Raw genomic sequence first — 24,997 nt, 5'->3', positions numbered from 1 at the left:
TCAGGCCTGTGGCTGCAGCGTGAAGTAAAAGCGCGCGCCTTCACCCGGCGCGCTCTCGGCTCGCAGCTCGCCCCCATGGCGCAGCACGATGCGCCGCGCCGTGGCCAGGCCGATGCCCAGGCCCGCGAACTCATGCGGCATGTGCAGGCGCTGGAAGGGCTGGAACAGCTTGGCCGCGCGCGCCATGTCGAAGCCTGCCCCGTTGTCGGCCACCACGAACTCCCGCTGGCCGTCACGCTCCTGCGCCGTGAAGCGGATACGCGCCCGCGGTGTCTGGGCGCTGTACTTCCAGGCGTTGTGCAACAGGTTCTGCAGCAGCGCCTCGATCAACGGCCCGTCCGCCATCGCCACCAGGCCGGGCTGCACCGACCAATCGACCGCGCGCTCGGGCGAGGTGGCCGCCAGCTCGCGCAACTGCCGCGTGGCGATGGCCGACAGGTCCACCGGGCTGCGCTGCAGTTCGCCGCGCGCCATCTGCGACAGCTTGAGCAGGCCGTCGATGAGCTCGCCCATCTTCTTGCTGGCGTCGCGGATGCGCTCCAGGTGCCGGTGGCTTTCGGGTGCGAGGCTGGGGTTGTCTTCCTCCAGCGCCTGCGCAAAGCCGTTGATGATGCGCAGTGGCGAGCGCAGGTCATGCGCGACGGCGTACGAGTAGCTCTCGAGTTCGTCGTAGGCGGCCTTCAGGGCCTGCGTGCGTTCGCGGATGCGTTCCTCCAACGAGGCGTTGAGCTGCTGGATCTGTTGCTCGGCGCGCTTGTGCTCCGTGATGTCGACCACCGTCCCCAGGCCGTGCGTGACGCGCCCGTGGGCGTCGCGTTCGAACTCCGCGCGCACCGACACCCAGTGCCATTCACCGTTGATGCCGATCTGGTATTCGATGTCATAGGCATCGCCGCGGCGGAACGCCGCCGCCCAGGCCTGTTGCATGCGCTGCCGGTCGTCCGGATGGGTCATGGCCACCATGTCCAGGTCGGTGAACACGGCGCGCGGCACGCCGAGGATGACGTTGGCATTGCCCAGTGTGGTGAACTCGCGCTTGAGCGCGTCGTAGCGCCAACTCGCCATCAGCGCCAGCTCCTGGGCCTGCGAGAGCAGGCGCTCGTTGGTTCGCAACGCCTCCTCGATGGCCTTGCGCTCGGTGATGTCCTGCACCACCGCGATGAGGTAGTCCGGCGTCTGGCTCGCGTCGCGGATCAGCGTGATGGACAGCAGCACCCAGATGGTGTGGCCGTCCTTGTGAAGGTAGCGCTTCTCGATGGTGTAGTGACCAATCTCCCCACGCGCCAGGCGTTGCATCTGCGAGAAGTCGCCGGCGACGTCGTCCGGGTGCGTGAAATCGCGCCAGTGCCTCGCGATGATTTCTTCGTGTGTGTAGCCCAGCAGTTCGCGGTAGGCCCGGTTGATGCGTATCCAGCGCCCGTCCATGTGCGTGTGGGCCATGCCTGTTGCGCGGTTCTCGAAGGTATCGAGCATCTGCTGGTGGCTGCGTTGCGCCTGTTCGACCGAGGCGCGCAGCTCGCGCGTGCGTCGCTGCATCAGTGCGATGGCGCCCACCACGACGAGCTGCGTCAGCAGATGCCAGAAGTTGAGCCAAAAGGCCTCCTTCGGGTCGCCGATGGCGAAGCTGAAGTAGGGTTGCACCAACAGGAAGTTGACCGCCAGCATGCCCAGCAAGGTGCTGAGCATGCCGATGCGAAACCCGCCATAGAGCGCGCAAATGGCCGCCGCGAGCGTGAGGGTGACGAAGCGGCCACCGCTTTCCGCCGGGGCCAGCACCACGCGCAGCCAGGTGGCCAGTGCCGTGAGCGCCACTGCCACCAGGGCGCGCAGCCACCAGGGATGGCGTCGCGGGTCCCAGGCGGTGAGGCGTGTGCCGAGCCGGCCCAATGGGCTGGAGCCGGGCTCTGCTGACATCGCATCGTCTGAGGTCACGGGGCGCGAGGTTACACCCCCTGGGGGTACTGCCGCATAAGGGGCAGCCCGGGGTGCCCCCGAGGCCGTGATGCAGGTCTCAGTCCGCGGCCAGCACGGCCAGCAACTCGTCGATGGCGGCGGCTGTTTCCTGGGGCTTTTCCATGGGGAACAGGTGCGAGCCCTCGATCAGTCGCAGCCGCGCCTCGCCACCGCGGCCCAGCACGCGCCGCGTCATCGCCATGCCCACCTGCTGCATCTCCAGCGAACGCGTGCCGCCGATGAAGCCCACCGGGCATTGCAGCGGGTGGCGGCGCAGCAAGCGGTCCAGGTTGTGGGGCAGGGTGTTGTAGATGGCGGTCTCGATCTCGCGGTCGAAGCTGAGCACGCGCTGCGGGCCTTGGGGCGTGTCGGCGTCGTGCGTGCCGTGCTCGATGTAGTCCCGCAGGCACTGCGGGTCCCAGTGCGCGAACGCGCGTTTGTGGCGCAGGTGCTCCAGCGCGGCGTCGGCGTCGGGCCAGGCCTGGCGGCGCTTGCGGCTGATGCGCCCGGGCGAGACCGACCCCACGAGTTGCGTGCGCTTGACGAGCTCCAGCGTGCGCGCGCGCCAACCCCCCAGCAGGGGCGAATCGATCAGCAGCACGCCGCGCACGCGCTGGCCACCCAGTTCGGCGTGGCGCGCGGCGCACATGAGGCTGAGGAAGCCGCCCAGCGAATGGCCGACCAGCCAGGGGGCCTCACCCGCGCGTTCCACCTCGGCACTGGCGAAGTCGGCCAGTTGCTGCACCAGGTGTGGCCAGTTGCTGGTGACGGGGTAGCGCGGGTCGTGCCCGAACCGCTCCACCGCGCGCACCACGTGGCCGCGCGCGCGCAGGCTGCGAAACAGCACCTGGTAGGTGCCCGCAGGGAAACTGTTGGCGTGCGAGAAGACGATCACGCCGCGCTCAGATGAGCTTCTCGCGCGGGTTGGTGATCTTCCTGAGCGGGCCCAGGCGCTCGCTCTCGCACCGCAGCGGCACGGTGGTCTGGCCGTCGTCCCAGGTGGGGTGCTCGATGTCGTCGAAGGCCTCGCGCAGTTTGCGGCCCCAGGTGCTGCGCACCATGCGGAAATAGGGGTTGTTTTCCTCGATACAGACGATCTTGTCGCAGCGCAGGGCGTTGGCGTCGTAGACCACCATGTCCAGCGGCAGGCCCACCGACAGGTTCGACTTGAGGGTGGAGTCCATGGAGACCAGGGCGCATTTGGCGGCCTCGTCCAGCGGCGTGTCCAGCGTGATCACGCGGTCCAAGACCGGCTTGCCGTACTTGGATTCGCCGATCTGGAAGAACGGCGTCTCGGCCGTGGCCTCGATGAAGTTGCCGGCCGAGTACACCTGGAACAGGCGCATGCCCTCGCCGCGGATCTGGCCGCCGAAGATCAGGGAGACATTGAAGTCCACGCCAGCGCGCTGCAGCGACTCGCCGTCGCGGTGCCACACATGGCGCACGGCCGAGCCCAGCACGCGCGCGGCGTCGAACATGCTGCGCGCGTTCCAGATGTTGATCGGGTCGCCGCCCTCGTGGTCGTCGAGTTGCTCGATCTGCAGGATCTCGCGCACCGACTGGGAGATGCTCAGGTTGCCTGCCGACAGCAGGCACATGAAGCGGTCGTCGGCCTTCTCGTAGATCATCATCTTGCGGAATGAACTGATCTGGTCGAGGCCCGCGTTGGTGCGCGAGTCCGACAGGAACACCATGCCGGCGTTGAGTTTGACGGCGACGCAGTAGGTCATGTGGGGGCTCCCGTCTGTGTGGCGAGTTTCTTGAGCTGGTAGAGCTGATCCAGCGCGTCGCGCGGGCTCAGCGCATCAGGGTCGATGGCGGCCATGGCGGCCACCAGGGGGTGGGGTTCGGGCGCTTCGGCCGGTGGTGGCGGGGCGAACAGGTCCACCTGCGTCTGCTGCTCGGCGCTGTGCGCCTCCAGTGCGGCCAGGGCGTGGCGCGCGTGCTGCACCACCGGCGCGGGCACGCCGGCCAGCCGCGCCACCTGGATGCCGTAGCTGCGGCTGGCCGGCCCGGGCTCGATCTGGTGCAGGAAGACGATGCCCTTGCTGCCGCCCTCGGCCGCGCTCACGTGCACGTTCACGGCCGCGTGGTGGGTGGCCGGGAATTCGGTGAGCTCGAAGTAGTGCGTGGCGAACAGCGTGAAGCAGCGCGCCTTGTCGTGCAGGTGCGCGGCGATGCCGCCGGCCAGGGCCAGGCCGTCGAAGGTCGAGGTGCCACGCCCGATCTCGTCCATCAGCACCAGGCTGTTGGGCGTGGCCGTGTGCAGGATCTGCGCGGCCTCGGTCATCTCCACCATGAAGGTGGACTGCGCATTGGCCAGGTCGTCGGCCGCGCCGATGCGGGTGTGTATGGCGTCGAGTGGGCCCAGCCGGCAGGCCTGCGCCGGCACGTGGCTGCCCATGCTGGCCAACAGCGCGATGACGGCCACCTGGCGCATGTACGTGCTCTTGCCGCCCATGTTGGGGCCGGTGATCACCTGCATGCGCGCCTTGGGGCCCAGCACCGTGTCGTTGGGAATGAAGGCGCCCGCTCCCGTCTCGGCCAGGCGCGCTTCCACCACCGGGTGGCGCCCGCCGCGGATCTCGATGCCCGGCTCGCTGGTGAAGCTGGGCGCGCACCAGTTCAGCGTGAGCGAGCGCTCGGTCAGCGCGCACAGCGCGTCCAGCGCCGCCAGCGCGCGCGCCAGCAGGGTGAGCGGGTCGATGAAACCCTGCAGCGTGTCCAGCAGGCCTTCGTACAGCCACTTCTCGCGTGCCAGCGAGCGTTCCTGTGCCGACAGCGCCTTGTCCTCGAAGGCCTTGAGCTCGGGCGTGATGAAACGCTCGGCGTTCTTCAGGGTCTGGCGGCGCTTGTAGTCGTCGGGCACGCGGTCCAACTGGCCCTGCGTGACCTCGATGTAGAAGCCGTGCACCTTGTTGAACTGCACGCGCAGGTTGGCGATGCCGGTGCGCGCGCGCTCGCGCGCCTCCAGCTCGATGAGGAAGGCGTCGCTGTTGTGCTGGATGCCGCGCAGCTCGTCGAGCTCGGCGTCGAAGCCATCGGCGATCACGCCACCATCGCGCACCAGCGCGGAGGGCTCGGCCAGCAGTGCGCGCTGCAGCAGCTCGGCGCAGCCGGCGGGCGGCTGCAGCTCGGTGGCCAGGCGGGCCAGCAGGGCGTCGCTGCCCAGCGGCGCCAGCGCGGCGGCCAGCTCGCCCGCGCGGCCCAGGGTCTGGCCCAGGCCCACCAGCTCGCGCGGCTTGGCCTGGCGCAGCGCGATGCGCGCGGTGATGCGCTCCACGTCGCTGCAGCCCTTGAGCCGTTCGCGCAGGCGCTGCCACGGGCCGCTGCGCAGCGTCGCGATGGCGCCCAGCCGTTCGCGCGCCTCGGCGCGGTCGCGTTTGGGCTCCAGCAGCCACTGGCGCAGCGCGCGGCTGCCCATGCCGCTGGCGCAGGTGTCCAGCAGCGAGAAGAGGGTGGGGCTGCTCTCGCCACGCAGCGTCTGCACCAGTTCGAGGTTGCGGCGCGTGCTGGGCGGCAGGTCGATGCGCTCGTCGAAACGCGCCACCTGCAGGCTGCGCACGTGCGCCAGGGCGCGGCCCTGGGTGTGTTCGGCGTAGGCCAGCAGTGCGCCGGCCGCGGCGTGCGCGTCGGCCAGGCCATCGGCGCCCCAGGCGGCCAGGCTGGCGGCCTGCAACTGGTCCAGCAACTTGCGCTCGCCCAGCGCGGCGTCGAAGGCCCAGGCCGGGCGCAGCACGGTGACGAGCTTGCCGCCTTGCGGCGTGGGCGCGCCGGCCAGGGCCATCACGCGCTGCTCGAACGCGGGTGTCGTCTCGGCGCTGTAGAGCAGTTCACCGGGCGCCAGGCGGGCCACCCAGTCGGCCAGCTCGTCGCTGGCGCACTGGGCCAGGAAGACGATGCCCTGCGTAAGCGACAGCCAGGCCAGCCCGCAGCCGGTGCGGGCGCCCGCGTGCACGGCCATCAACAGCGCCTCGCTCTTGTCGGACAGCAGCTCCGCGTCGGTCAGCGTGCCGGGCGTCACCACGCGCACCACCTGGCGTTCCACCGGCCCCTTGGCCGTGGCCACATCGCCCACCTGCTCGCAGATGGCCACCGACTCGCCGAGCTTGATCAGCCGCCCGAGGTACGTGTCCACCGAATGAAAGGGCACGCCGGCCATGACCACCGGCTTGCCCGCCGACTGGCCGCGCTGGGTGAGCGTGATGTCGAGCAGGCGAGCGGCCTTCTCGGCGTCCTCATAGAACAGTTCGTAGAAATCCCCCATGCGGTAGAAGAGCAGCGTGTGCGGGTGCCCGGCCTTGAGGGCCAGGTACTGCTGCATCATGGGCGTGTGGGCGGGGGTGGCCAGGGAATCGGTCACGGTGGGCGCGGGAGGGCACTGGGAAAGAGCCGAAGACTGTAGCCGATCGCCCCAGGCGTGCAGGCACACCGATTGCCCCTCCACGCGCTCCGTCCTTAGCACCCTGGGCCGAAATGTCAATCAGCGAGCAGGCATCGGCCGCTGCCGCGCAGGGCGCTTTTACCGCTCGTTGCCCCGCCAACGCCAAAGCGCGGGCACGATGGGCTTCATCATGAAACGAGACGTACTTTGGCAAGACGACAAGGAGCACGGGATGCCGCTGAAGCGTGACGGCGCCAGCCTGCGCGTGCTCACGGTCAACATTCACAAGGGTTACAGCTTTTTCAATCGGCGCTTCGTGCTGCACGAGTTGCGCGAGGCGGTGCGCGCCGTCAAGAGCGACCTGGTCTTCCTGCAGGAGGTGCGCGGTGGCGGTGACCCCGACGAGCGCCACCCGGGCGTGTCGCAGTACGAGTTCCTGGCCGACACCATCTGGCGCGACCACGCCTACGGCCGCAACGCCGTGGCCCCGCGCGACAGCTACGGCAACGCCGTGCTCTCGCACTTTCCCATCGTCAAGAGCCACAACCACCGGCTCTCGCACCCACGCATCCAGCCGCAGCGCGGCGTGCTGCATTGCGTGGTGAACCACGGTGCCTTGCCGGCACTGCACCTCATGTGTGTGCACCTGGGCCTGCTCGAAGGCGACCGTGAGCACCAGATCGCCGCGTTGCACGAGATCATCGGCAGCGAGGTACCCGCCGACGCGCCCCTCATCGTTGCCGGCGACTTCAACGACTGGCGCCAGCGCGTGGACGGGCGGCTCGCGCAGATCGGCCTCAGCGAGGTGTTTCGCCAGAGCCACGGCCGGCATGCGCGCAGCTTCCCCGCCGCCTGGCCCCTGCTGCGGCTCGATCGCATCTACGTGCGCAACGTCGAGACGGTCCAACCGTTGCCGATGCCGCGCCACCCCTGGTCGCGCCTGTCCGACCACGCCCCGCTGGCGGCCGAGGTCCGGCTCAAGGAGGCGGCATGAACACGGCGGCGACCGCGATGAACTCCCGCTGGCTACCGGGCAACCGCATCGAGTTGCTGTGCTGCGGCGAGGACTACTACCCGAGCGTCTTCCAGGCCATCGACACCGCCGAGAAGCAGGTGCTCCTCGAGACCTTCATCTGGTTCGACGATCCCGTCGGCCGCGAATTGCGGGCCGCGCTGATCCGCGCCGCCCAACGCGGGGCCGAGGTGCACGTGCTCATCGACGGGTGGGGCTCGCCCGACCTCGGCGACGAATTCGTCCAGGGCCTGATCGACGCGGGCGTGAAGCTGCGCGCCTTCGAGCCCGTGCGCAAACTGTTCGGCGCGCGCATCAACATGCTGGGCCGCATGCACAACAAGCTGGCCGTCATCGACGGCCGCGTGGCCTATGTGGGCGGCATCAACTACGCCAAGGACCACGTGCTGGCGCTGGACCCGGAGCAGGCCAAGCTCGACTACGCCGTGCGCATCGAAGGGCCGCTGGTGGAACAGATCGAGGCCTTTTGCCGCACCAACATCAGCACGCCCCAGCCCCCGCGCGAGATGTGGCTGCGCCGCTGGCGCCGCCTGCGCCAGTTGCGTCGCGAGGAACGCATGCCCTCGCTCGACCAGGGCGCCGTGGCCGCTTTCGTCACACGCGACAACCACCGCCACACCACCGACATCGAGCGCCACTACCGCGCGGCCATCCGCAGTGCGCAGACGCGCATCGTCATCGCCAACGCCTACTTTTTTCCGGGCTACCGCCTGGTGCGCGACCTGCGCCGCGCCGCGCGCCGCGGCGTGCAGGTGGACCTCATCCTGCAGGGCAACCCCGACATGCCCTGGGTGCAGCGCGCCACCATGCTGCTGTACGAACACCTCTTGCGCGCGGGGGTGCGCATCCACGAGTACAACGAGCGCCCGCTGCACGCCAAGGTGGCCGTCATCGACGACCACTGGGCCACGGTGGGCTCCAGCAACCTCGACCCCACCAGCCTGAGCCTGAACCTGGAGGCCAACGTGATCGTGCGCGACAACGCCTTCGCGGCCGTGCTGCGCCAGGCGCTGGACGGCGTGCTGGAGAAAAGCTGTGACGCCGTGCAAGTGTCGCGGCCCGGTCGCCTGCGCTCGGCCTGGATCGTGCTGCGCAGCATGGTGGTGTTCCACGCGCTGCGGCGCTTTCCGGCCTGGGCGCGCTGGGCGCACCACGCCAAGCCGCGCGTGGTGCCGGTGGTGCCCGAATCGGGCGAAGCCGAGACGATGTCGCGCGAAGCCGTGCCACATGAGCCCGTGCCGCATGAACCGGCCCACGCGGAGGGCCTGCGGTGACACCGGGGCCAACCCTCAAGCGCCTGTGGCCGCACGCGCGCCGCTGGCTGCCCTGGCTGCTGGCGGCCGCCGTGCTGTACCTGGTGGCGCAACAGGCGCGCGAGGTGGAGTGGGCCAAGGTGTGGACCGCGCTGCAGGCCTTGCCGCTGCACCACCTCCTCATCTCGGTGGCGCTGGCACTGTGCGCACACACGCTGTTCGCCAGCTATGACCTCATCGGCCGCTGGCTGGCCAAGGCGCGCATCACGCGCGCGCGCACGCTGGCCACGGCGGCCATCGCCTACGCCTTCAACCTCAACTTCGGCGCCTTGATCGGTGGCGTGGGCATGCGTCTGCGCCTGTACACGCGAGCCGGCCTGTCGCCCGGTACCGTGGGGCAGATCGTCACGCACAGCTTCATCGCCAACTGGCTGGGCTGGTGCTGGGTACTGGGCACGGTGCTCGTGCTGTCGCCGCCGCGCCTGCAGGGCGAATGGGCGCTGGGCATGGTGGCCTTGCGCGGCATGGGCGCGGTGCTGCTGGTGGTGGCCGTGGGCTACCACGCGCTGTGCGCCTTCAGTGGCAAGTCGGAGCTGCGCTGGCGCGAGCACACGCTGCCGCTGGCCGGTAGCCGCGTGGCATTGATGCAGGCGGTGATGGGCGCCACCGTGTGGATGCTGATGGCGCTGAGCCTGTGGAACCTGCTGCAGGGCCGGGTGCCGTACGCCACCGTGCTCGGGGCGCTGCTGCTGGCCGGCGTGGCAGGCGCGCTCACGCACGTGCCGTCCGGGCTGGGCGTGCTGGAGGCCGTGGTGGCGGCGGCGCTGGCGGGGACGATGCCGCTCAACGAGGTGCTGGCCGCCGTGCTGGCGTACCGCGCGGCGCACTACCTGTTGCCGCTGGCGCTGGCGCTGCCGGCGTATGGCGTCAGTGAACTCAGCTCGCGCGAGGGGACTCGATCCCCACCAGCCCCGCCTCGGGGTAGCGCGTCCCAGCCACCGCCTGTGGATCGAACAGGCGATCCAGTTGCCCGATCTCCTGGGGCGTGAGCGCGATGTCGATCGCGCTGACGTTGCTCTCCAGGTAGGCGATGCGGCGGGTGCCGGGGATCGGCACCACGTGCGGATGCTTGTTGAGCAACCAGGCCAGAGCGACTTGCGAGTTGCTCAGCCCGCGCTCGGCGGCGAACGCCGTCAAGGCCTCCACCAGGCGTTGGTTCGCGGCGCGCGCCTCGCCCACGAACCTTGGGTTGTTCTTGCGGAAATCGGTGTCGGACAGCTTGTCCGTCTCCAGCGCGCCGGTGAGGAAGGCCCGGCCCAGTGGGCTGTAGGCCACGAAGGCGGTGCCGAGTTCGGCGCAGGCCGCCAGCATGCCTTCCTCGGGCTCGCGGCTCCACAAGGAGTACTCGGACTGCACGGCGGCGATCGGAAACACCGCGTGCGCACGGCGCAGGGTCTCCACCGAGACCTCGGACAGCCCGATCGCGCGGACCTTGCCCGCCCGCACCAGCTCGCCCATCGCGCCCACCACGTCTTCGATGGGCACGTTCGGGTCGCGGCGGTGGCAGTAATACAGGTCGATGTGGTCCGTGCCCAGCCGGCGCAGTGACGCCTCGCAGGCGTCGCGGATGTAGGCCGGCGAGTTGTCGATGCGTCGCTCGTATTGCCCGGCCGCGCGCACGATGCCGAACTTGGTGGCCAGCACCACGCGCTGCCGGCGCGTGGCGCCGCCCTCGGCGAGGAAGCGGCCCAGCAGGCTCTCGTTGTGGCCGAGGCCGTAGGTGTCGGCCGAGTCGAGGTGCGTGACGCCCAGTGCCAGCGCCCGCTCCAGCGTGCGCAGCGAGTCGGCGTCGTCGGTCTGGCCGTAGAACTCGCTCATGCCCATGCAACCCAGGCCGATGGCGGATGTGGCAAGGCCCGACGCGCCCAGTTGGCGGTGTTTCATGGTGTCTCCGGTTCGGATGAAACCCCGGACTCTACGTCGGGCTGGCGTCGGGCCAATGCGCGCCGGGTTGACGCACGTCATCCCGGTCCTGGTCCGGTGCACCAAGATGGCGGGCGTGCCGCTTGGCGCGGCGAGCGACCATCCCGGGGGCAGTCATGAAGATCTTGCTGGCAGTAGACGGCAGCGAACACACCAGGCGCGCACTGGCCTACCTGGCCGCTCACGACGAATGGCTGGGCGCGCGACACGCGTACACCGTGGTTCACGCCGCCACGGCGCTTCCCCATCGGGCGGCGGCCTTCCATGGGCTTGACGTGGCCCGGTCGTTCTACGAAGACGACGCTCAGGTCATTTTCAAGCCGGTGCGCCAGTTCCTGGGGATGCACGGCATCCAGGCCAAATTCGTGCTGCGGATCGGCCACCCGGCCAAACACATCGCCGCGCTGGCCAAAAACGGCCGGTTCGATCTGCTGATCATGGGCACGCACGGGCACGGCGCCATCGCCGGGCTCTTCATGGGCTCGGTCGCAACGAAGGTGCTGTCGCTGTGCGCAACGCCGGTGCTGCTGATCCGGTGAGCGCCGACACGAATGGCTCAACGCCGCATCCCGCCGGAACAGTTGCCGCTTGGCGTCAGTGGCCACCTGGGCATGAGCTCGGAGCAGGTCATCGCGCAGCGCCGCTCCTGTGGCGACAACGACATCGTCCCGCAGACCACCAGCGGCTGGTCCTCCGTGGCGCGCGACACCGCGCGCGATCCGATGCTGTGGTTCCTGGTGGTCTCGGCCGGCCTGTTCGCGCTGCTCGGCCAACTCACCGAGTCGCTGGTGCTGCTGCTGGCGATGGGGCCGCTGCTGGGCATGGACGCCTACCTTCACCGGCGGACCCAGGCATCGTCCGCCGGCCTGGCCAGTCGCCTGGCCCCTTCGGCCCGGGTGTTGAGGGATGGCCAGTGGCGGGACCTGGTGTCGCGAGAACTCGTCCCCGGGGATCTGGTGGAGGTCAAGCCCGGCGAGTACTTCCCCGCCGACGGCTTGCTGGTCGCCGGCGATGGCCTGCAGGCGGACGAATCGACCTTGACGGGCGAGTCCCTGCCGGTCGCCAAGCGCGCCATCGCGGTGGAAACACCGCTGCCCGCCACGGCGCCCGACGACCGCTGGGGCACGGCGGGAACCCGCCTGTTGACCGGCACGGCCTGGCTTCGGGTGCTCTTCACCGGCGGCCGGACCCGCTATGGCGAGATCGTGCGCACGGCGGCCGAAGGCAGCCATGGCACCACGCCATTGCAAAAGGCCATCGGCGAGCTGGTGCTGGTGTTGCTCGCTGCTGCGCTCTCCTTGTGCGCGGTGCTCGCGGTGGTCCGGCTGTGGCAGGGGCACGGCTGGATCGACGCGGCGCTGAGCGCGGTGACCCTGGCGGTGGCGGCGGTGCCGGAGGAGTTTCCGCTCGTCTACACCTTCTTCCTCGGCATGGGCGTCTTTCGGCTGGCGCGAAAGAACGCGCTGGTGCGCCGGGCCGTCGCCGTGGAAAACATCGGCCGCACCACCTGCATCCTGTCCGACAAGACGGGCACCATCACGGCCGGCTCGCTGGTGCTCTCGCACACGGTGCTGGCCCCGTCGCTGGACGCTCGCGCCTTGCTGCAGATGGCCACATCGGCGGCCCGGCCGGACAGCGGCGATCCGCTGGACCAGGCCTTGCACGCGGCGGGTTCGGCGCCACCGGCGGCGAGCCGGGCGATCGACTTTCCCTTCACCGAGGCGCGGCGCCGCGAGACCGCCGTCTGGTCTGGCGCGGGGCGCCAGTTGACGGCCTACACCAAGGGCGCCCCAGAGACCGTGCTCTCGCTGTGCGATCTCACCGATCCGGAACGGTCGCGCTGGCTGGGCCTGGTCGATGAACACGCCAGGTGCGGCCGCAAGGTCATCGCCTGCGCGTGGAAGGACCTGATCGCTGGGCAGTCCGTCGAGCGGGAGCCCGACCATGGCTTCGAGATCGCGGGCCTGCTGGCCTTTGAAGACCCCGTCCGCGACGGGGTGCGGGAGGCCATCGCCGATTGCATGGCCGCGGGCATGCGCGTCGTCATGGTGACCGGCGATCACCTGGCCACCGCCACCGCCATCGCGCGCGCGATCGGGTTGGGCGGGGACAGGCCCCGCGCCGTGGCGCTGGAGGCCGTCGATGACCCGGCCGCCCTTTTTCGTCAGCACAAGGCGCTGGACGTCGTGGCCCGCGCGACGCCTGCCCAGAAACTGGCCCTGGTGCAGGCGATGCAGGCCGCGGGTGAGTTCGTGGCGGTGACCGGAGACGGCGTCAACGACGTGCCGGCGCTTCGCCAGGCCGACATCGGCGTGGCCATGGGCGCGCGTGGCACGCAAAGCGCGCGGGAGGTGGCGCCCGTGGTGCTGCTGGACGACAACTTCAAGACCATCGTGGACGCCGTGGCCGAAGGCCGCCAGCTGTTTCAGAACCTGCGATGGGCGTTCGCCTATCTGCTGCTCGTGCACATGCCGCTGGTGGTCGGTGCCGCGCTCATCCCGCTGATGGGCCTGCCCCTGCTGTTCCTGCCGATCCACATCGTCTGGCTGGAGTTGGTCATCCACCCGACCGCCATGCTGGCGTTTCAAGACCTGCCGTCGGGCACGACCCTGGCCCATGCGCCGTGTCCGCGAAAAGCAAGCTTCTTCACCACCCGGGCCTGGGGGGCCATCGGCCTGGTGGGCGCATGGATCGTTGTCGCCATGATCGGGAGCTACCTCCAGGCGCTCGGTGTCGAACGCGATGTCGAACACGCGCGAGCGATGGCGCTGGCGGTGCTGTTGATGGCCAGCGTGGGCGTCACCGCGGGCCTGACCCGATGGCGCGGCGCGGCCTCCCGCTGGCTGGGCATCGCCACCGTGGCGTCGGTGGTGCTGGCCATTCAGGTCCCCGTTGTGGGCCGGGTATTGAACCTTCGCCCGCTGCACGGGAGCGATTGGCTGCTGGTCGTGCTGGCCAGTGCACTGACGGCCTGGCTGGTTCGCGCGCTCGTGGCGGGTGACCCCCCCGCCACGTCGCTGCGTACAAGTGGCACCCCCACTTGATCCCGATGCCATGTCCCTTGCCCCCAACACCGCGACCGCCATCCACTGGGTCGAGCAAGGCCTGGTGCCCGACCCGGCCGTGCGTCTGGGCATCCGCCATCTGCTGCGCCAGCGCCTGAGCGAGCTGCACAGCGGCGACCCGGAGGTTGGCGCCGTCCTGTCCACGGCCTTCCACGCCGGCCTGTCCCGCGCCCCGCTGGCACCACTGCCCGAGAAGGCCAACGAGCAGCACTACGAACTGCCCGCCGACTTCTTCGGCGCCGTGCTGGGCCCGCACCGCAAGTACAGCTGCTGCTGGTGGCCGGCGGGCGTGGACACGCTGGAGCAGGCCGAGGCCGCCGCGTTGCAGGAGACCTGTGCGCGCGCCGGCCTGGCCGACGGCCAGCACATCCTGGAGCTGGGTTGTGGCTGGGGCTCGCTGAGCCTGTGGATGGCCGAGCGCTTTCCGCGCGCGCGCATCACGGCGGTGTCGAACTCGCATTCGCAGCGCCAGCACATCCAGGCCCAGGCCACGGCGCGCGGGCTGGCCAACCTGGAGGTCATCACCGCGGACTTCAACGACTTCGAGACCGATCGTCGCTTCGACCGCATCGTCTCGGTGGAGATGTTCGAGCACCTGCGCAACTGGCCGCAGGCCTTCGCCAAGGTGGCGCGCTGGCTGACCTTGGGCGGTCGCTTCTTCATGCACGTGTTCGTGCACCGCGAGGCGCCGTACGCCTTCGAGCCGCGCGATGCCAGCGACTGGATGAGCCGCCACTTCTTCTCGGGCGGGATGATGCCCAGCGACGACCTGGCCCTGCGCTGTCAGGACGACCTGCGCGTGCTGCGCCAGTGGCGCTGGAACGGCCGGCACTACGCGCGCACGTCCGCCGCGTGGCTGCAGCGCATGGACGCGCAGCGGGAGGCGCTGATGCCCCTGTTCCGCGAGGTCTACGGCGAGCAGGCCGCGGTGTGGTGGACGCGCTGGCGCCTGTTCTTCCTCTCGGTGGAAGAGCTCTTCGCCTACGCGGACGGTGGCCAGTGGTGGGTGAGCCACTACCTGTTCGAGCGGCGCACATGAGCGCCGCCGGGCCGTTCCCAAGGCGCTCAGCCCCGCAGTGCGCAGTACGGAGGGTGGTCCGATGATCACCTTGGCCGCCTGGGGGCTGCTGGCGGCGCTGGCCGTGGCCTTGCCCGTGTGGGCGCTGAGCCTGCCCTTGCGCGACGCCAGCCTGGCCGACCGCGTGTGGTCGCTGCTGGTGGTGGCGCCGGTGGGGGTCTATGCCTGGGCCCTGTTGCCGCCGCTGCAGGCGCGCGACGGGCTGCTGCTGGCCCTGCTGCTGGCCTGGGCCCTGCGCCTGGCCATCTACATCAGCCGGCGCAACAGCGGCCACGGCGAAGACCGCCGCTACCGTGCCATGCGCGAACGCCATGGCGATGCCTTCGGCCTCAAGAGCCTGTACCTGGTGTTCGGCCTGCAGGCCGTGCTGGCCTGGGTGCTGGGCTGGCCCTTGCTGGCGGCGCTGGGCCGACCCGTGGGCCTGACGGCATTGGACGCGCTGGGGTTCGTGCTGGCCGGCGGCGGCCTGCTGATCGAAACCTTGGCCGACGTGCAACTGGCCCGCTTCCTGCGCGGGCCCAGGTCGCCCGGCGCGGTGATGGACCGTGGCCTGTGGGCCTGGTCGCGCCACCCCAACTACTTTGGTGAGGCCTGCTTCTGGTGGGGCCTGTGGCTGATGGCGCTGCCGGCCGCCGGCTGGGCCGGTGCATGGACGGTGGTGTCGCCGCTGATGATCACCTGGCTGCTGCTCAAGGTGTCCGGCGTGGCCCTGCTGGAACAGGACATGGCCGAGCGACGCCCGGCGTACCGCGACTACATGGCGCGCACCAGTGCCTTCGTGCCCTGGCCGCCGCGCCGGGAGGCACAGTCATGAGTGAACGCGCCGCGCGCCGGCTCGGCCCGTGGCCGTGGGCGCTGGCGCTGCTGTGCCTGCCGGCGCTGGCGCAAGCCACCGGCGCACCAGCCACCGACGCGCCGCCCGCGGGCCGGTGGGACTTCACCGTCTCGCTCGACGGCAAGCCCATCGGCACCCACCGCTTCGTGGTCACCGGCGGTGCCGACGCGCGCAGCGTCGAAAGCCGCGCGAGCTTCGTGGTGCGCTGGCTGGGCGTGCCCGTCTACCGCTACCGCCACGAGGCGGACGAGCGCTGGCAGGGCCAATGCCTGCGCGAGTTGCGCGCCGAGACCGAGACCAACGGGGAGCGGCAGGCCGTCAGCCAGCGCCTGGACGACGGGTGCCGCATGGGATTCGCGTACTGGAACCCGCGCCTGGTGTCGCAGTCCACGCTGATCAACCCGCAAACCGGGCAGGCCACACCCGTGCGCGTCGAGCGCCTGCCCGACGCCAGCATCGAGCGCCTGGGCCAGTCCGTGCCGGCGCGCGGCTGGCAACTGCGCACGCCCGATCAGCGCATCGACGTCTGGTACGCCGCCGACAGCGGGCGCTGGATCGCGCTGGACGCCGAACTCGACGGCGGTCGCCGCCTGTCCTACCGACTCACCTCTCAGCCCACGCCACCATGAACCTCAGCCCCAGCCGCCTCGCCGCCGCCTACCTGGCCACCATGGCCGTGTTCCTCGCGCTCGACGCCGTCTGGTTGAGCCTCATGGCCTCGCGCCTGTACCAGCCCGCCATCGGCCACTTGATGGCACCCACGGTGGACTGGCTTGCCGCCGCGCTGTTCTACCCGCTCTACATCCTGGGCTTGCTGGTGTTCGCCGTGCGGCCCGCGCTGATCGAGGCCCGCGCCGCGCCGGCCCTGCGCCTGGGCGCGCTGTTCGGCCTCATCGCCTATGCCACCTACGACCTGACCAACCAGGCCACCTTGCGCGACTGGTCGTGGACGGTCACCGCGGCCGATCTGGTCTGGGGCGCGTTCGTGAGCGGCAGCGCGGCCGGCGCCGCCGCCTGGCTCATGTGTCGACTTACATCCCGACCAGCGAGCCGAAGAAGCGCGCAATAGCGCCTTCGAAGCGCAGCGGCGCGTCCAGCGAGGCCAGGCAGATGCACTCGCTGCCGTCCTGCACCACCGGCTGGTGAAGGATTTCGCCGTCGGCGGCGTCGAAGTCGCCGGGGCCGAAGAGGGCGCGCCCGTCGTGGAAGCGGCCGTGCAGCACCTGCGTGAACTCCGTGCCCTGGTGCGTGTGCCGCGGCAGGTACTTGCCCGCCGCGATGCGCAGCAGGAACACATTGGCGTCCGGCTCTTCGGGCAGGCTCACGCGGCTCCAGCGCATGCCCGGGCCGATCCAGCGCCAGGGCGTGGCCTCGCAGTGCGCCAGTGACCGGGGCCAGCGCGCGCCGGCGGGCAGGGGAGGGGGCGCGCTCGCGGTGATCGTCCTGGCCGGTGCGGCGGCTTGCGCGTCGATGCGGGCGAAGGTGCGGGCCAGGGCGTCGTCGCCCATGTCGGCGGGCGTCAGCCCGTCCAGCAATTGGCCGCCCAGCGCGTTCAGGGCTTGCACGCGCTCGCGGCACGCGGGGCACAGCTCCAGGTGGCTGTACAGCACCCGCCGCATGCCCGGCGCCAGTTGGCCGCTGGCCAGCGCCAGCAGCAACTCGTCGTCGGGGTGGTGTTGGATATCCATCGTCTTCAGCCTTCCAGCAGGCGGCGCAAGCGCGCCACCGCCAGGCGCACGCGCGACTTCACCGTGCCGAGCGGGATGCCCAGCTCGGCGGCGATGCGCGCGTGCGGTTCGTCATTGAAATAGGACAGGTGCAGCACCTGCTGCTGATCGGGGGTGAGGCGCGCGAAGGCGCCACGCAGGCGCTCGTGCAGCCGCGCCGTGTGCAAGCGCTCGTCGGCGTCGGGCTCGTCGGCCAGCACCTGGTCGAAGTCGAAGTCCTCGTCCATCGCCTCGATGCCCTGGCGCCGCCGCAGCGCGTCCACCCGCAGGTTGCGCGCGATGGTGAAGATCCAGGTGGAGGCGGCGGCCTGGGCAGGATCGAACATCGCCGCCTTGCGCCAGACCGTGGCCAGGGCCTCCTGGGTCAATTCCTCGGCTTGCGTTTCAGGGCTGCCGCCCTGCATCAGGTAGCGCTTCACCCGGGGCGCGAAGTGGCCGAACAGGCGGGCAAAGGCCGCGCGGTCCTGGTTCTGGCCCACGGCCACGAGCGCCTCGTCCCAGGCTTCATCGGGGCGGGGCGTGCGCGTGGCGTCCAGGGAAACGATGGTCAAGGCAGGCGCTCGGCGATGGGGCGGCGCGCCCGTCGAAGGGTCGGCGGGCGCGGTGGGGGGACGAGGCTGGGGCAGGGCCATGCCGCTTCTACGCAGGCTCGCGGGTTCTGGATCATCGCAGCAGCCGGAAACAAATCCAAACGGTTCCCGGCTGCGTAGAAGGCTGCATAGAAGCCACTGACGCAAGGCCCACTGCCGGGCCTGCCCCCTGACCAGAGATCCGCCGGAGACCGCGATGCCATTCGACGACGCCCAAGCCGCCGCCCCCGCCACGCCCGGACACCGCCCTGGTCACCAACGCATCGCCGTCGTCGGCACCGGCATCGCCGGCATGTCCTGTGCCTGGCTGCTGTCGCAGCGGCACGAGGTCACCGTCTTCGAAAGCGAACCCCGCCCTGGCGGGCACAGCCACACCGTCGGGGCGCCCTGCGGCGGCGCCACGGTGCCCGTGGACACCGGCTTCATCGTCTACAACGAGCCCGCCTACCCCAACCTCACGGCGCTGTTCGACCACCTGGGCGTGCCCACGCAGGCCAGCGACATGTCCTTCGGCGTCAGCCTGGACGGCGGCGCGCTGGAGTACGCCGGCACCGACCTGCGCGGCCTGTTCGCGCAGCCCCGCAACCTGCTGCGCCCGCGCTTCTGGGCCATGCTGCGCGAGCTGCTGCGCTTCTACCGCGAAGCCCCGCGCGATGCACACCAGGCCGGCGCCCAGCCGCTGGACGACTACCTCGACACCCACGGCTACGGCCGCGCTTTCCGCGACGACCACCTCTACCCCATGGCCGCGGCCATCTGGTCCACGCCCGCCGCGCAGGTGGGCCGCTACCCCGTGGCCGCCTTCGTGCGCTTCTGCGAGAACCATGGCCTGCTGCGGCTGAGCGGGCGGCCCGTGTGGCGCACCGTGCAAGGCGGCAGCCGCGAATACGTGCGGCGCCTGTGCGTCCCTTTCAGCGAGCGGCTCCACCTGGACCGGCCCGTGCTGGAGGTGCGTCGACGCGCGGACGGCGTGCGCCTGCGCACCCGCGAGGGCTGGTTCCCCCAGACCTTCGACCAGGTGGTGCTGGCCACCCACGCCGACCGATCGCTCAAACTGCTGGACGAACCCACGCCGCTGGAGCGCGCGCTGCTCGGCGCCTTTGCTTACACCCGCAACCTGGCCGTGCTGCACAGCGACCCGGGGCTCATGCCGCGCCGGCGCGCGGTGTGGTCCAGTTGGAACTACCTGGCCGCGCGCGGCAGCGACGCGCCGCCCACCGTCAGCTACTGGATGAACCGCCTGCAGCCCCACCTGCCCCAGGGCGCCGGGGCCGATCCGCTGTTCGTCACCCTGAACCCGCCCGTGTCGCCAAGGCCCGAGCACCTCATCCGCACCGAGGTGTACGAACACCCGCTGTTCGACGCCGCCGCCATGGCCGCGCAGCGCCGCCTCTGGGATTTGCAGGGTCAGCAGCGCACCTGGTTCTGCGGCGCCTACTTCGGCTCGGGGTTTCATGAGGACGGCCTGCAAGCCGGCCTGGCCGTGGCCGAAGCCCTGGGCGGCGTGCGCCGGCCCTGGACAGTGGCCGACGAATCCGGCCGCATCGCGCTGCCGCAGTGCGCCGCCGTGGCGGTCTGAGTCCCGATGACCGGCCCCATGGACATCCACAGCGCGCTCTACGTCGGCGAGGTGATGCACCAGCGCCTGCGCCCGCGCCGGCACCACCTGCGCTACCGCCTCTACAACCTGCTCATCGACATCGACGAACTGCCGCGCCTGCAGCAGCGCCTGCGCCTGTTGTCGGTCGACCGCTTCAACCTCTTCAGCTTCCATGCGCGCGACCACGGCGATGGCTCCGGCGCCCCGTTGCGCCCGCAGATCGACGCGCGCCTGCGCGCCGCCGGCCTGCCCACGGGCGGTGCCATCCGCCTGCTCACCCTGCCGCGCCTGCTGGGCCATGTGTTCAACCCCATCAGCGTGTGGTTCTGCCACGCACCCGACGGCGCGCTCGCCGCGCTGATCTACGAGGTCAACAACACCTTCGGCCAGCGCCACAGCTACCTCATTCCCGTGGCCGACCCGCAAGCCGCCACCATCGAGCAGCGCATCGACAAGCGCCTGCACGTCTCGCCCTTCAACGGCATGGACATGACCTACCGCTTTCGCGTCGTGCCGCCGGCCGAGGCCGTCTCCATCGGCGTGAACGTGCACGACGCCGAGGGCGCCTTGCTCGTCGCACGACAGGACGGCCGGCGCCGCGAACTCAGCGACGCCGCCTTGCTGCGCGTCTTCCTCAGCCACCCGCTGCTCACCCTCAAGGTCGTCGTCGCCATCCACTGGGAGGCCCTGCGCCTCTGGCTCAAGCGCGTGCCGGTGCACACGCTGCCCCCCGCGCCCGAGCAGGACATCACCGTCGCCCCCAGGGCCGACGCCCACCACAAGCCCACATGAACACGAGCACCTCCACCGCCCCCACCCCCGACGCCTCCCGGGTCTGGTCGCCGCTGCAATGGCTGCTGAGCCGCACCCGCCACGGCCGGCTGGCGCTGGGCCTGCCCAACGGGCGAACCCTCGACATCCTCGGGAGCGAACCCGGCCCCCAGGCCAGCCTGCAACTGCGGCGCTGGCGCGCGCTGCACCGCCTGTTCCTGCAAGGCGACCTGGGCCTGGCCCTGGCGTTTCGCGATGGCGACTGGGACACCCCGGACTTGCTGGCCCTGCTGGAGTTCGGCCTGGCGAACGAAGCGGCCTGGGGTTCGCTGCTCGACGGCAGCCGGCCCGCGCGCTGGCTCGCGCGCCTGGCCCACCGCCTGCGCGCCAACAGCCGGCGCGGCAGCCGCCACAACATCGCCTTCCACTACGACCTGGGCAACGGCTTCTACCGCCAGTGGCTGGACGACAGCATGCTGTATTCCAGCGCGCTCTTCAGCGAGGCGCCCGACGACACCCTGGAGGCCGCGCAAGCGCGCCGGCTCGACCGCATCCTGCAGATGCTGGACACCCCGCCCGGCGGCGAGGTGCTGGAGATCGGCTGCGGCTGGGGCACCCTGGCCGCCACGCTCGCGCAGCGCCACGGCGCGCGGGTCACCGGCCTCACGCTGTCCAGCGAACAACTCGCCTTCGCCAGGGAACGTGGCCAGGCCTGGGGCGTGGCCGACCAACTCGACCTGCGCCTGCAGGACTACCGCGACGTGCAGGGCCAGTACGACCGCATCGTCTCCATCGAAATGATCGAGGCCGTGGGCGAAGCCTGGTGGCCCACCTACTTCAACACCCTGCGCCAGCGCCTCAAGCCCGGCGGCGTGGCGGTGCTGCAGGCCATCACCATCGCCGACGACCGCTTCGAGTCCTACCGCCAGGGCGCGGACTTCATCCAGCGCTGCATCTTCCCCGGCGGCATGCTGCCCAGCCCGCGGGTGCTGCGCGAACACGCCGCGCGCGCGGGCTTCGAGATCGAAGAAGAACAGTGCTTTGGCGAGAGCTACGCGCGCACCCTGGCCGAGTGGCGGCGGCGCTTCCTGGCGGCCTGGCCGGCCATTCAGGCGCAGGGCTTTGACGAGGCGTTTCGGCGGCTGTGGCTGTACTACCTGTGCTATTGCGAGGCGGGGTTCCTGGGGGGGAGGGTGGATGTGGGCTTGTATCGCTTGCGGCTGAGCGACTCGGCCTGAGCGCCCTCGGTACGCCGGGGCCTTCAATACATGTACACCGCACCCCGGTGCAACACACTGTTGTCCGCCTGGTTTCCGCCGATGCCCGTGCTGTCGCTGCCCTCCGCGGGCGCGCCGACGGCAACGGTGCCCGCATCGTCCGTGAGCGCGACGGACCAACCGAACAAGTCGCCCTGGCCCGTGTTGCTGGCCTTCAGGTACCGCGCGTGCACGAACCGGCCGCCCTCGAGGCGGTAGACGTGTGTGGCGCCGGCCCAGCTGAGGCCTTGCTGCGTGGGGTCGGCCCCGGCGCCCACACCGCGGCTGGCGTCGCCGATCTCGCCGATGGCCAAGGCGGTGCCGTCGGGCGTGAGCGCCAATGCGTGGCCGCCGAAATGGCGCCTGTCCTGCGCATGGGGCGAGGTGAGCGTTTGCGCCAGCGTGTAGCCGCCCGCGCCCCGCCGGAACACGTAGGCCCGCCCCGCGCTGGGCCAAGCCTCCACACCCCGGAATCGTTCACCGATCACCACGGTAGATCCGTTGCCTGAGATCGCGGTGGCGCTGCCGAACCAGGCATCGGCCATGGGCGAGGGCGCTTTCAGGTAAGCGCGTAGGCGCCAGGTGCCCGTGTCGGCGTCGAACCCATAGACGAAGGCCGCTCCCGCATGCGGCTGGCTGATGTCGCCGGGGTCGTCGGGCTCGCCACTGCGCTCGTGCGGGGCGCTCACCACGATGGTGCTGCCGTCGGCCGACACCTTCGTCTGCTGGGCGAACCCGCTGCCCGCCTCGGGGGCCACCGGCGCCACGCTCTGCTGCAATGACCAGACACCGCCGCTTCGGCGGTAGACGTGAAAGCGCCCCGGCGTGAACACGCCGGGTTCCCCCACCACCGCCACCGAGCCATCGGCTGACACGCTCACCGAGCCTCCGAAACGCCCGTTCTCCGTCGGCGCCGGTGAGCGCCAGGTATCGGCCAACGCCCAACCGCTGGGCGTGGGCACGAACAACTGCACCTGGCCGGCATCGGGCAGTGTGGCGTCGGCACCGGGCAGACCCACCAGCAGGCTGCCGTCTCGGGCGAAGGCCGGCGCCGGTTGGTCCAGCCAGTCGAATGGCAGCGTCTGCGCCCATGACCACGCGCCCGAGCGGCGCGTGAACAGCTCCACCGCCGACGACTGGCCCACCGCCAGCGCATTGCCATCGGGCGAGAAGGCCATCGTGCGGCCGAAGCTCCAGTCGGCCGAGTTGGCGTTGCGTTTGAGGTAGACCATGCCTTGCGGCGCGTTCGCCTCGCCGTCGCTTGCAGCGGGCGTGTCAGACCCACCACCTCCGCACGCGGCAAGCGCCAAACACGCCAGCAGCGCGTGCATGACCAAAGGATGTGCGAGGCGAGCACAGGCCCGCAGGTTCACCGCCATAACAAGGTTCCTCCATGAGCCGGTTCCCCCGGCAATTGGTGGTCCTCCCTGCGGCGTTCCCCTCGGGTGGTGAATCGTTTCCGTGTGTGCGCTTACGCTGTCTGGGCCAGCAGCTCGCCCAGCTCCACGTGGCCGGCAAACGCCCCGGTGCTGCGCACGGGCTCGCCGTGCTCCACCCCGTGCGCGAACCGCACGGCCGGGTCGGCCTGCAGGCGCTCGCACAAGGCATGCAGCGCCGGGTAGTCGCGCCGATCCAGCACTTGATGGAAATGATTCCAGCGGGCGATGCCCATCAGGTACGCGTCTGCCGCGCTGCGGTGCTCGCCCACCAGCCACTCACGGCCGTCCAGCAAGCCCTCCAGCGCCGCGTGGGCGCGCCGCACCTTGTCGTGTCCCATGGCCTTCACCCCGCGCAAGGCCTCGCCCTGCAGGCCATGCTCCATCGCGTACCACAGCGGTGCGAACGACTCGAAGAAATCCGTGTTCAGAAACGCCAGCATCTCGTTGAAGCGGTCGAACGCCGCGCTACCCTGCGCGGGCACCAGGCCGCTGGCGGGTGCAGCCGCGCCGATGTGGTGCAGGATCGCCACGCTCTGGCTCACGAAGCGGCCGTCGCCCGTGCGCAGCGAAGGCGTTTCGCCCACCGGGTTGACGCGCTTGAACGCCTCGCTGCTCACCACCTCGGGCATCTGGATGCGGCAGAGTTGGTAGGGCAGGCCGCTCCACTCCAGCGCCACGATGGCACCGAACGAGCAGCCCTCGGGCACGCCGTAAAAAAGAATCGGGTTCATGGTTTCAGCTCCTGTTTCGTTGACGAAGGAGCGCATTCTTGTGGCGTGGACGCTGGCCGCCTAGACAGGGAAAAAGCAACGCAAAGTCCACACCTGTGGACAATGGCCCCATGAACCTGAACGACCTCACCCTGTTCGCCCAGGCCGTGGAAAGCGGTGGCTTCGCGCCCGCGGCCCGGCGCTTCTCGGTGCCCAAATCCACCCTCAGCAAACGCGTGGCCGCGCTGGAAGCCAGCCTGGGCGTGCGCCTCATCGAACGCAATTCGCGCAGCTTTCGCCTCACCGACACCGGGCACGACTTCTACCAACACGCGCGCGCCGCGCTGGTGGAAGTGGAGAGCGCCCAGCAGGTGGTGCAGTCCCGCCTGGCTGAGCCCAGCGGCACCGTGCGGCTCACCGCCGCCGTGCCCGTGGTGCAGTTCCAGTTGGCGCCCCACCTGCCCGCGCTGGCCCGCACCTGGCCCCGCCTGCAACTGCAATTGCACGCCAGCGACCGGTTCGTGGACCTCGTGCAGGAAGGTTTCGACATCGCCCTGCGCAGCCACTTCGCCCCGCTGCCCGACTCGGGCCTGGTGCAGCGCACGCTCATGGTCGAGCCTGTGGTGCTCGTCGCGGCCCCGGCCTACCTGCGCGAACACGGCACGCCGCGCCAGCCGGCCGACCTGGCCGCGCACCACGGCCTGCTGACGGCCGTGGACGCCACGCGCTGGACCTTGAGCAAGGACAAAGCAGACACCCTGCAGACCATCGAACCGCAGCCGCGCCTGGTGGCCAACGAGTCCGTGGCCTTGCTGCACGCGGCCACGGCCGGCCTGGGCATCGTCTGCCTGCCCGCAACCATCTGCCAGCACCACCTGGCGCGCGGTGAACTGGTGCGTGTGCTGCCCCGCTGGACGGCGGGCAGCGTCACCACCACTGCGCTGGTGCCCCACCGCCGCAGCCTGCTGCCGTCGGTGCGCGCGGTGCTGGATTTCTTGTCGGTGCAGTTGGGTTAGCCGGCTTCAGCCAGAGCGGCGAAAACACTGTACATGTGTACAGTACAATCGAGCCAAGCCAGACGCCACGCGGTGTCTGGCACCCAGCAGTTGCTGTTGTTGGCTTCTTGTCGCCGACAGCTTTGGCCCGCTCGCCTTTATGGCGGCGGGCTTTTTCTTGAATCCGCAGTCCTTCTCGACGAGGCCTCGTACAGCAGACGCCGGCCTGGGGCCTCGGCCACGGGCAGCAGGTCGGTGTTGCGCACTTGCGGGTCGTCACCCAGCTTGAACAGCAAGGGGCCCAGGGCGGGAGGCTCGCATGGCC

The 24,997-nt window shown here is 70.4% G+C and carries 22 protein-coding genes; 13 read left to right on the top strand and 9 right to left on the bottom strand.

Annotation, left to right across the window (positions count from 1 at the left end; all coding sequences use genetic code 11):
• The 4 genes from BN948_RS25780 to mutS form a co-directional block, all read right to left on the bottom strand.
• Nucleotides 1–1,914: a PAS domain S-box protein gene (locus tag BN948_RS25780; protein ID WP_009518372.1), complete on the bottom strand. Its 1,914-nt coding sequence runs from the start codon at nucleotides 1,912–1,914 to the stop codon at nucleotides 1–3.
• 97 nt (nucleotides 1,915–2,011) lie between these two features.
• Nucleotides 2,012–2,848: an alpha/beta fold hydrolase gene (locus BN948_RS17590; RefSeq protein WP_009518373.1), complete on the bottom strand. Its 837-nt coding sequence runs from the start codon at nucleotides 2,846–2,848 to the stop codon at nucleotides 2,012–2,014.
• Nucleotides 2,849–2,855: 7 nt separating this feature from the next.
• Nucleotides 2,856–3,683, bottom strand: coding sequence for a proteasome-type protease (locus BN948_RS17585; RefSeq protein WP_009518374.1), 828 nt, complete (start codon nucleotides 3,681–3,683; stop codon nucleotides 2,856–2,858).
• Nucleotides 3,680–6,280 (bottom strand): DNA mismatch repair protein MutS, encoded by a 2,601-nt coding sequence (mutS, locus tag BN948_RS17580; RefSeq protein WP_050980663.1) that lies wholly within the window; start codon nucleotides 6,278–6,280, stop codon nucleotides 3,680–3,682. The genes BN948_RS17585 and mutS overlap by 4 nt, the downstream gene beginning before the upstream one ends.
• Nucleotides 6,281–6,569: 289 nt before the next feature.
• Between mutS and BN948_RS17575 the strand changes: the two genes are divergently transcribed.
• Genes BN948_RS17575 through BN948_RS17565 form a run of 3 tightly spaced genes read left to right on the top strand, consistent with a single transcriptional unit; the run spans nucleotide 6,570 to nucleotide 9,672 of the window.
• Complete coding sequence (locus BN948_RS17575; protein ID WP_009518376.1) at nucleotides 6,570–7,331, top strand: endonuclease/exonuclease/phosphatase family protein; 762 nt, start codon at nucleotides 6,570–6,572, stop codon at nucleotides 7,329–7,331.
• Entirely contained in the window at nucleotides 7,328–8,644 is a 1,317-nt protein-coding gene (gene clsB, locus BN948_RS17570; protein ID WP_009518377.1) for a cardiolipin synthase ClsB, read from the top strand. The genes BN948_RS17575 and clsB overlap by 4 nt, the downstream gene beginning before the upstream one ends.
• Nucleotides 8,641–9,672 (top strand): putative bifunctional lysylphosphatidylglycerol flippase/synthetase, encoded by a 1,032-nt coding sequence (locus tag BN948_RS17565; RefSeq protein ID WP_009518378.1) that lies wholly within the window; start codon nucleotides 8,641–8,643, stop codon nucleotides 9,670–9,672. The genes clsB and BN948_RS17565 overlap by 4 nt, the downstream gene beginning before the upstream one ends.
• Here the strand turns inward: BN948_RS17565 and BN948_RS17560 are convergent.
• Nucleotides 9,560–10,567, bottom strand: coding sequence for an aldo/keto reductase (locus BN948_RS17560; RefSeq protein WP_009518379.1), 1,008 nt, complete (start codon nucleotides 10,565–10,567; stop codon nucleotides 9,560–9,562). The genes BN948_RS17565 and BN948_RS17560 overlap by 113 nt on opposite strands.
• Nucleotides 10,568–10,722: 155 nt before the next feature.
• On the opposite strand from BN948_RS17560, the gene BN948_RS17555 reads away from it, so the two are divergent.
• The 6 genes from BN948_RS17555 to BN948_RS17530 all read left to right on the top strand — a co-directional run bounded on the left by BN948_RS17555 (nucleotide 10,723) and on the right by BN948_RS17530 (nucleotide 16,653).
• Nucleotides 10,723–11,145, top strand: coding sequence for a universal stress protein (locus BN948_RS17555; protein WP_009518381.1), 423 nt, complete (start codon nucleotides 10,723–10,725; stop codon nucleotides 11,143–11,145).
• A 12-nt stretch (nucleotides 11,146–11,157) separates the two neighbouring features.
• Nucleotides 11,158–13,650: a cation-translocating P-type ATPase gene (locus tag BN948_RS17550; protein WP_009518385.1), complete on the top strand. Its 2,493-nt coding sequence runs from the start codon at nucleotides 11,158–11,160 to the stop codon at nucleotides 13,648–13,650.
• Between the two features lie 10 nt (nucleotides 13,651–13,660).
• The gene (locus BN948_RS17545) at nucleotides 13,661–14,710 is read left to right on the top strand and encodes an SAM-dependent methyltransferase (protein WP_009518387.1); all 1,050 of its coding nucleotides are present in this window, start codon (nucleotides 13,661–13,663) and stop codon (nucleotides 14,708–14,710) included.
• A 61-nt stretch (nucleotides 14,711–14,771) separates the two neighbouring features.
• Entirely contained in the window at nucleotides 14,772–15,563 is a 792-nt protein-coding gene (locus BN948_RS17540; RefSeq protein WP_009518388.1) for a DUF1295 domain-containing protein, read from the top strand.
• Nucleotides 15,560–16,213, top strand: a complete 654-nt coding sequence (locus BN948_RS17535; protein WP_009518389.1) for a DUF6134 family protein — start codon at nucleotides 15,560–15,562, stop codon at nucleotides 16,211–16,213. Before BN948_RS17540 ends, BN948_RS17535 begins: the two co-directional genes overlap by 4 nt.
• Nucleotides 16,210–16,653 carry a DUF2177 family protein gene (locus BN948_RS17530; RefSeq protein WP_009518390.1) on the top strand — a complete coding sequence of 148 codons (444 nt, stop codon included), beginning with the start codon at nucleotides 16,210–16,212 and terminating at the stop codon, nucleotides 16,651–16,653. The genes BN948_RS17535 and BN948_RS17530 overlap by 4 nt, the downstream gene beginning before the upstream one ends.
• Here BN948_RS17530 and BN948_RS17525 read toward each other — a convergent pair.
• Both BN948_RS17525 and BN948_RS17520 read right to left on the bottom strand, forming a co-directional pair.
• Complete coding sequence (locus tag BN948_RS17525) at nucleotides 16,616–17,272, bottom strand: ChrR family anti-sigma-E factor (RefSeq protein WP_009518391.1); 657 nt, start codon at nucleotides 17,270–17,272, stop codon at nucleotides 16,616–16,618. The two genes, BN948_RS17530 and BN948_RS17525, sit on opposite strands and share 38 nt — an antisense overlap.
• 5 nt (nucleotides 17,273–17,277) lie before the next feature.
• On the bottom strand, nucleotides 17,278–17,862 hold the full coding sequence (locus tag BN948_RS17520) for a sigma-70 family RNA polymerase sigma factor (RefSeq protein ID WP_009518392.1): 585 nt from the start codon (nucleotides 17,860–17,862) through the stop codon (nucleotides 17,278–17,280).
• 235 nt (nucleotides 17,863–18,097) lie between these two features.
• Between BN948_RS17520 and BN948_RS17515 the strand changes: the two genes are divergently transcribed.
• From BN948_RS17515 to BN948_RS17505, 3 genes are read left to right on the top strand one after another with little or no spacing between them, the layout of a single operon-like run.
• Nucleotides 18,098–19,480, top strand: coding sequence for an NAD(P)/FAD-dependent oxidoreductase (locus BN948_RS17515; protein ID WP_035622988.1), 1,383 nt, complete (start codon nucleotides 18,098–18,100; stop codon nucleotides 19,478–19,480).
• An 18-nt stretch (nucleotides 19,481–19,498) separates the two neighbouring features.
• On the top strand, nucleotides 19,499–20,293 hold the full coding sequence (locus BN948_RS17510; protein ID WP_035623010.1) for a DUF1365 domain-containing protein: 795 nt from the start codon (nucleotides 19,499–19,501) through the stop codon (nucleotides 20,291–20,293).
• Nucleotides 20,290–21,510 carry an SAM-dependent methyltransferase gene (locus BN948_RS17505; RefSeq protein ID WP_009518396.1) on the top strand — a complete coding sequence of 407 codons (1,221 nt, stop codon included), beginning with the start codon at nucleotides 20,290–20,292 and terminating at the stop codon, nucleotides 21,508–21,510. Before BN948_RS17510 ends, BN948_RS17505 begins: the two co-directional genes overlap by 4 nt.
• Before the next feature lie 23 nt (nucleotides 21,511–21,533).
• On the opposite strand, the gene BN948_RS17500 is transcribed toward BN948_RS17505, so the two are convergent.
• Nucleotides 21,534–22,760 (bottom strand): hypothetical protein, encoded by a 1,227-nt coding sequence (locus BN948_RS17500; protein WP_035622985.1) that lies wholly within the window; start codon nucleotides 22,758–22,760, stop codon nucleotides 21,534–21,536.
• Nucleotides 22,761–22,999: 239 nt separating this feature from the next.
• Nucleotides 23,000–23,698 carry a glutathione S-transferase family protein gene (locus BN948_RS17495; RefSeq protein ID WP_009518398.1) on the bottom strand — a complete coding sequence of 233 codons (699 nt, stop codon included), beginning with the start codon at nucleotides 23,696–23,698 and terminating at the stop codon, nucleotides 23,000–23,002.
• A gap of 110 nt (nucleotides 23,699–23,808) precedes the next feature.
• Here BN948_RS17495 and BN948_RS17490 point away from each other — a divergent pair, with 110 nt between their 5' ends.
• Complete coding sequence (locus BN948_RS17490; protein WP_009518400.1) at nucleotides 23,809–24,693, top strand: LysR substrate-binding domain-containing protein; 885 nt, start codon at nucleotides 23,809–23,811, stop codon at nucleotides 24,691–24,693.
• The last annotated feature ends 304 nt before the right edge of the window (nucleotides 24,694–24,997 follow it).

This window comes from Hydrogenophaga intermedia (genome assembly GCF_000723405.1).
GTDB classification, from domain to species: Bacteria; Pseudomonadota; Gammaproteobacteria; order Burkholderiales; family Burkholderiaceae_C; genus Hydrogenophaga; species Hydrogenophaga intermedia.
This window is presented reverse-complemented; position numbering and strand designations above follow the sequence as displayed.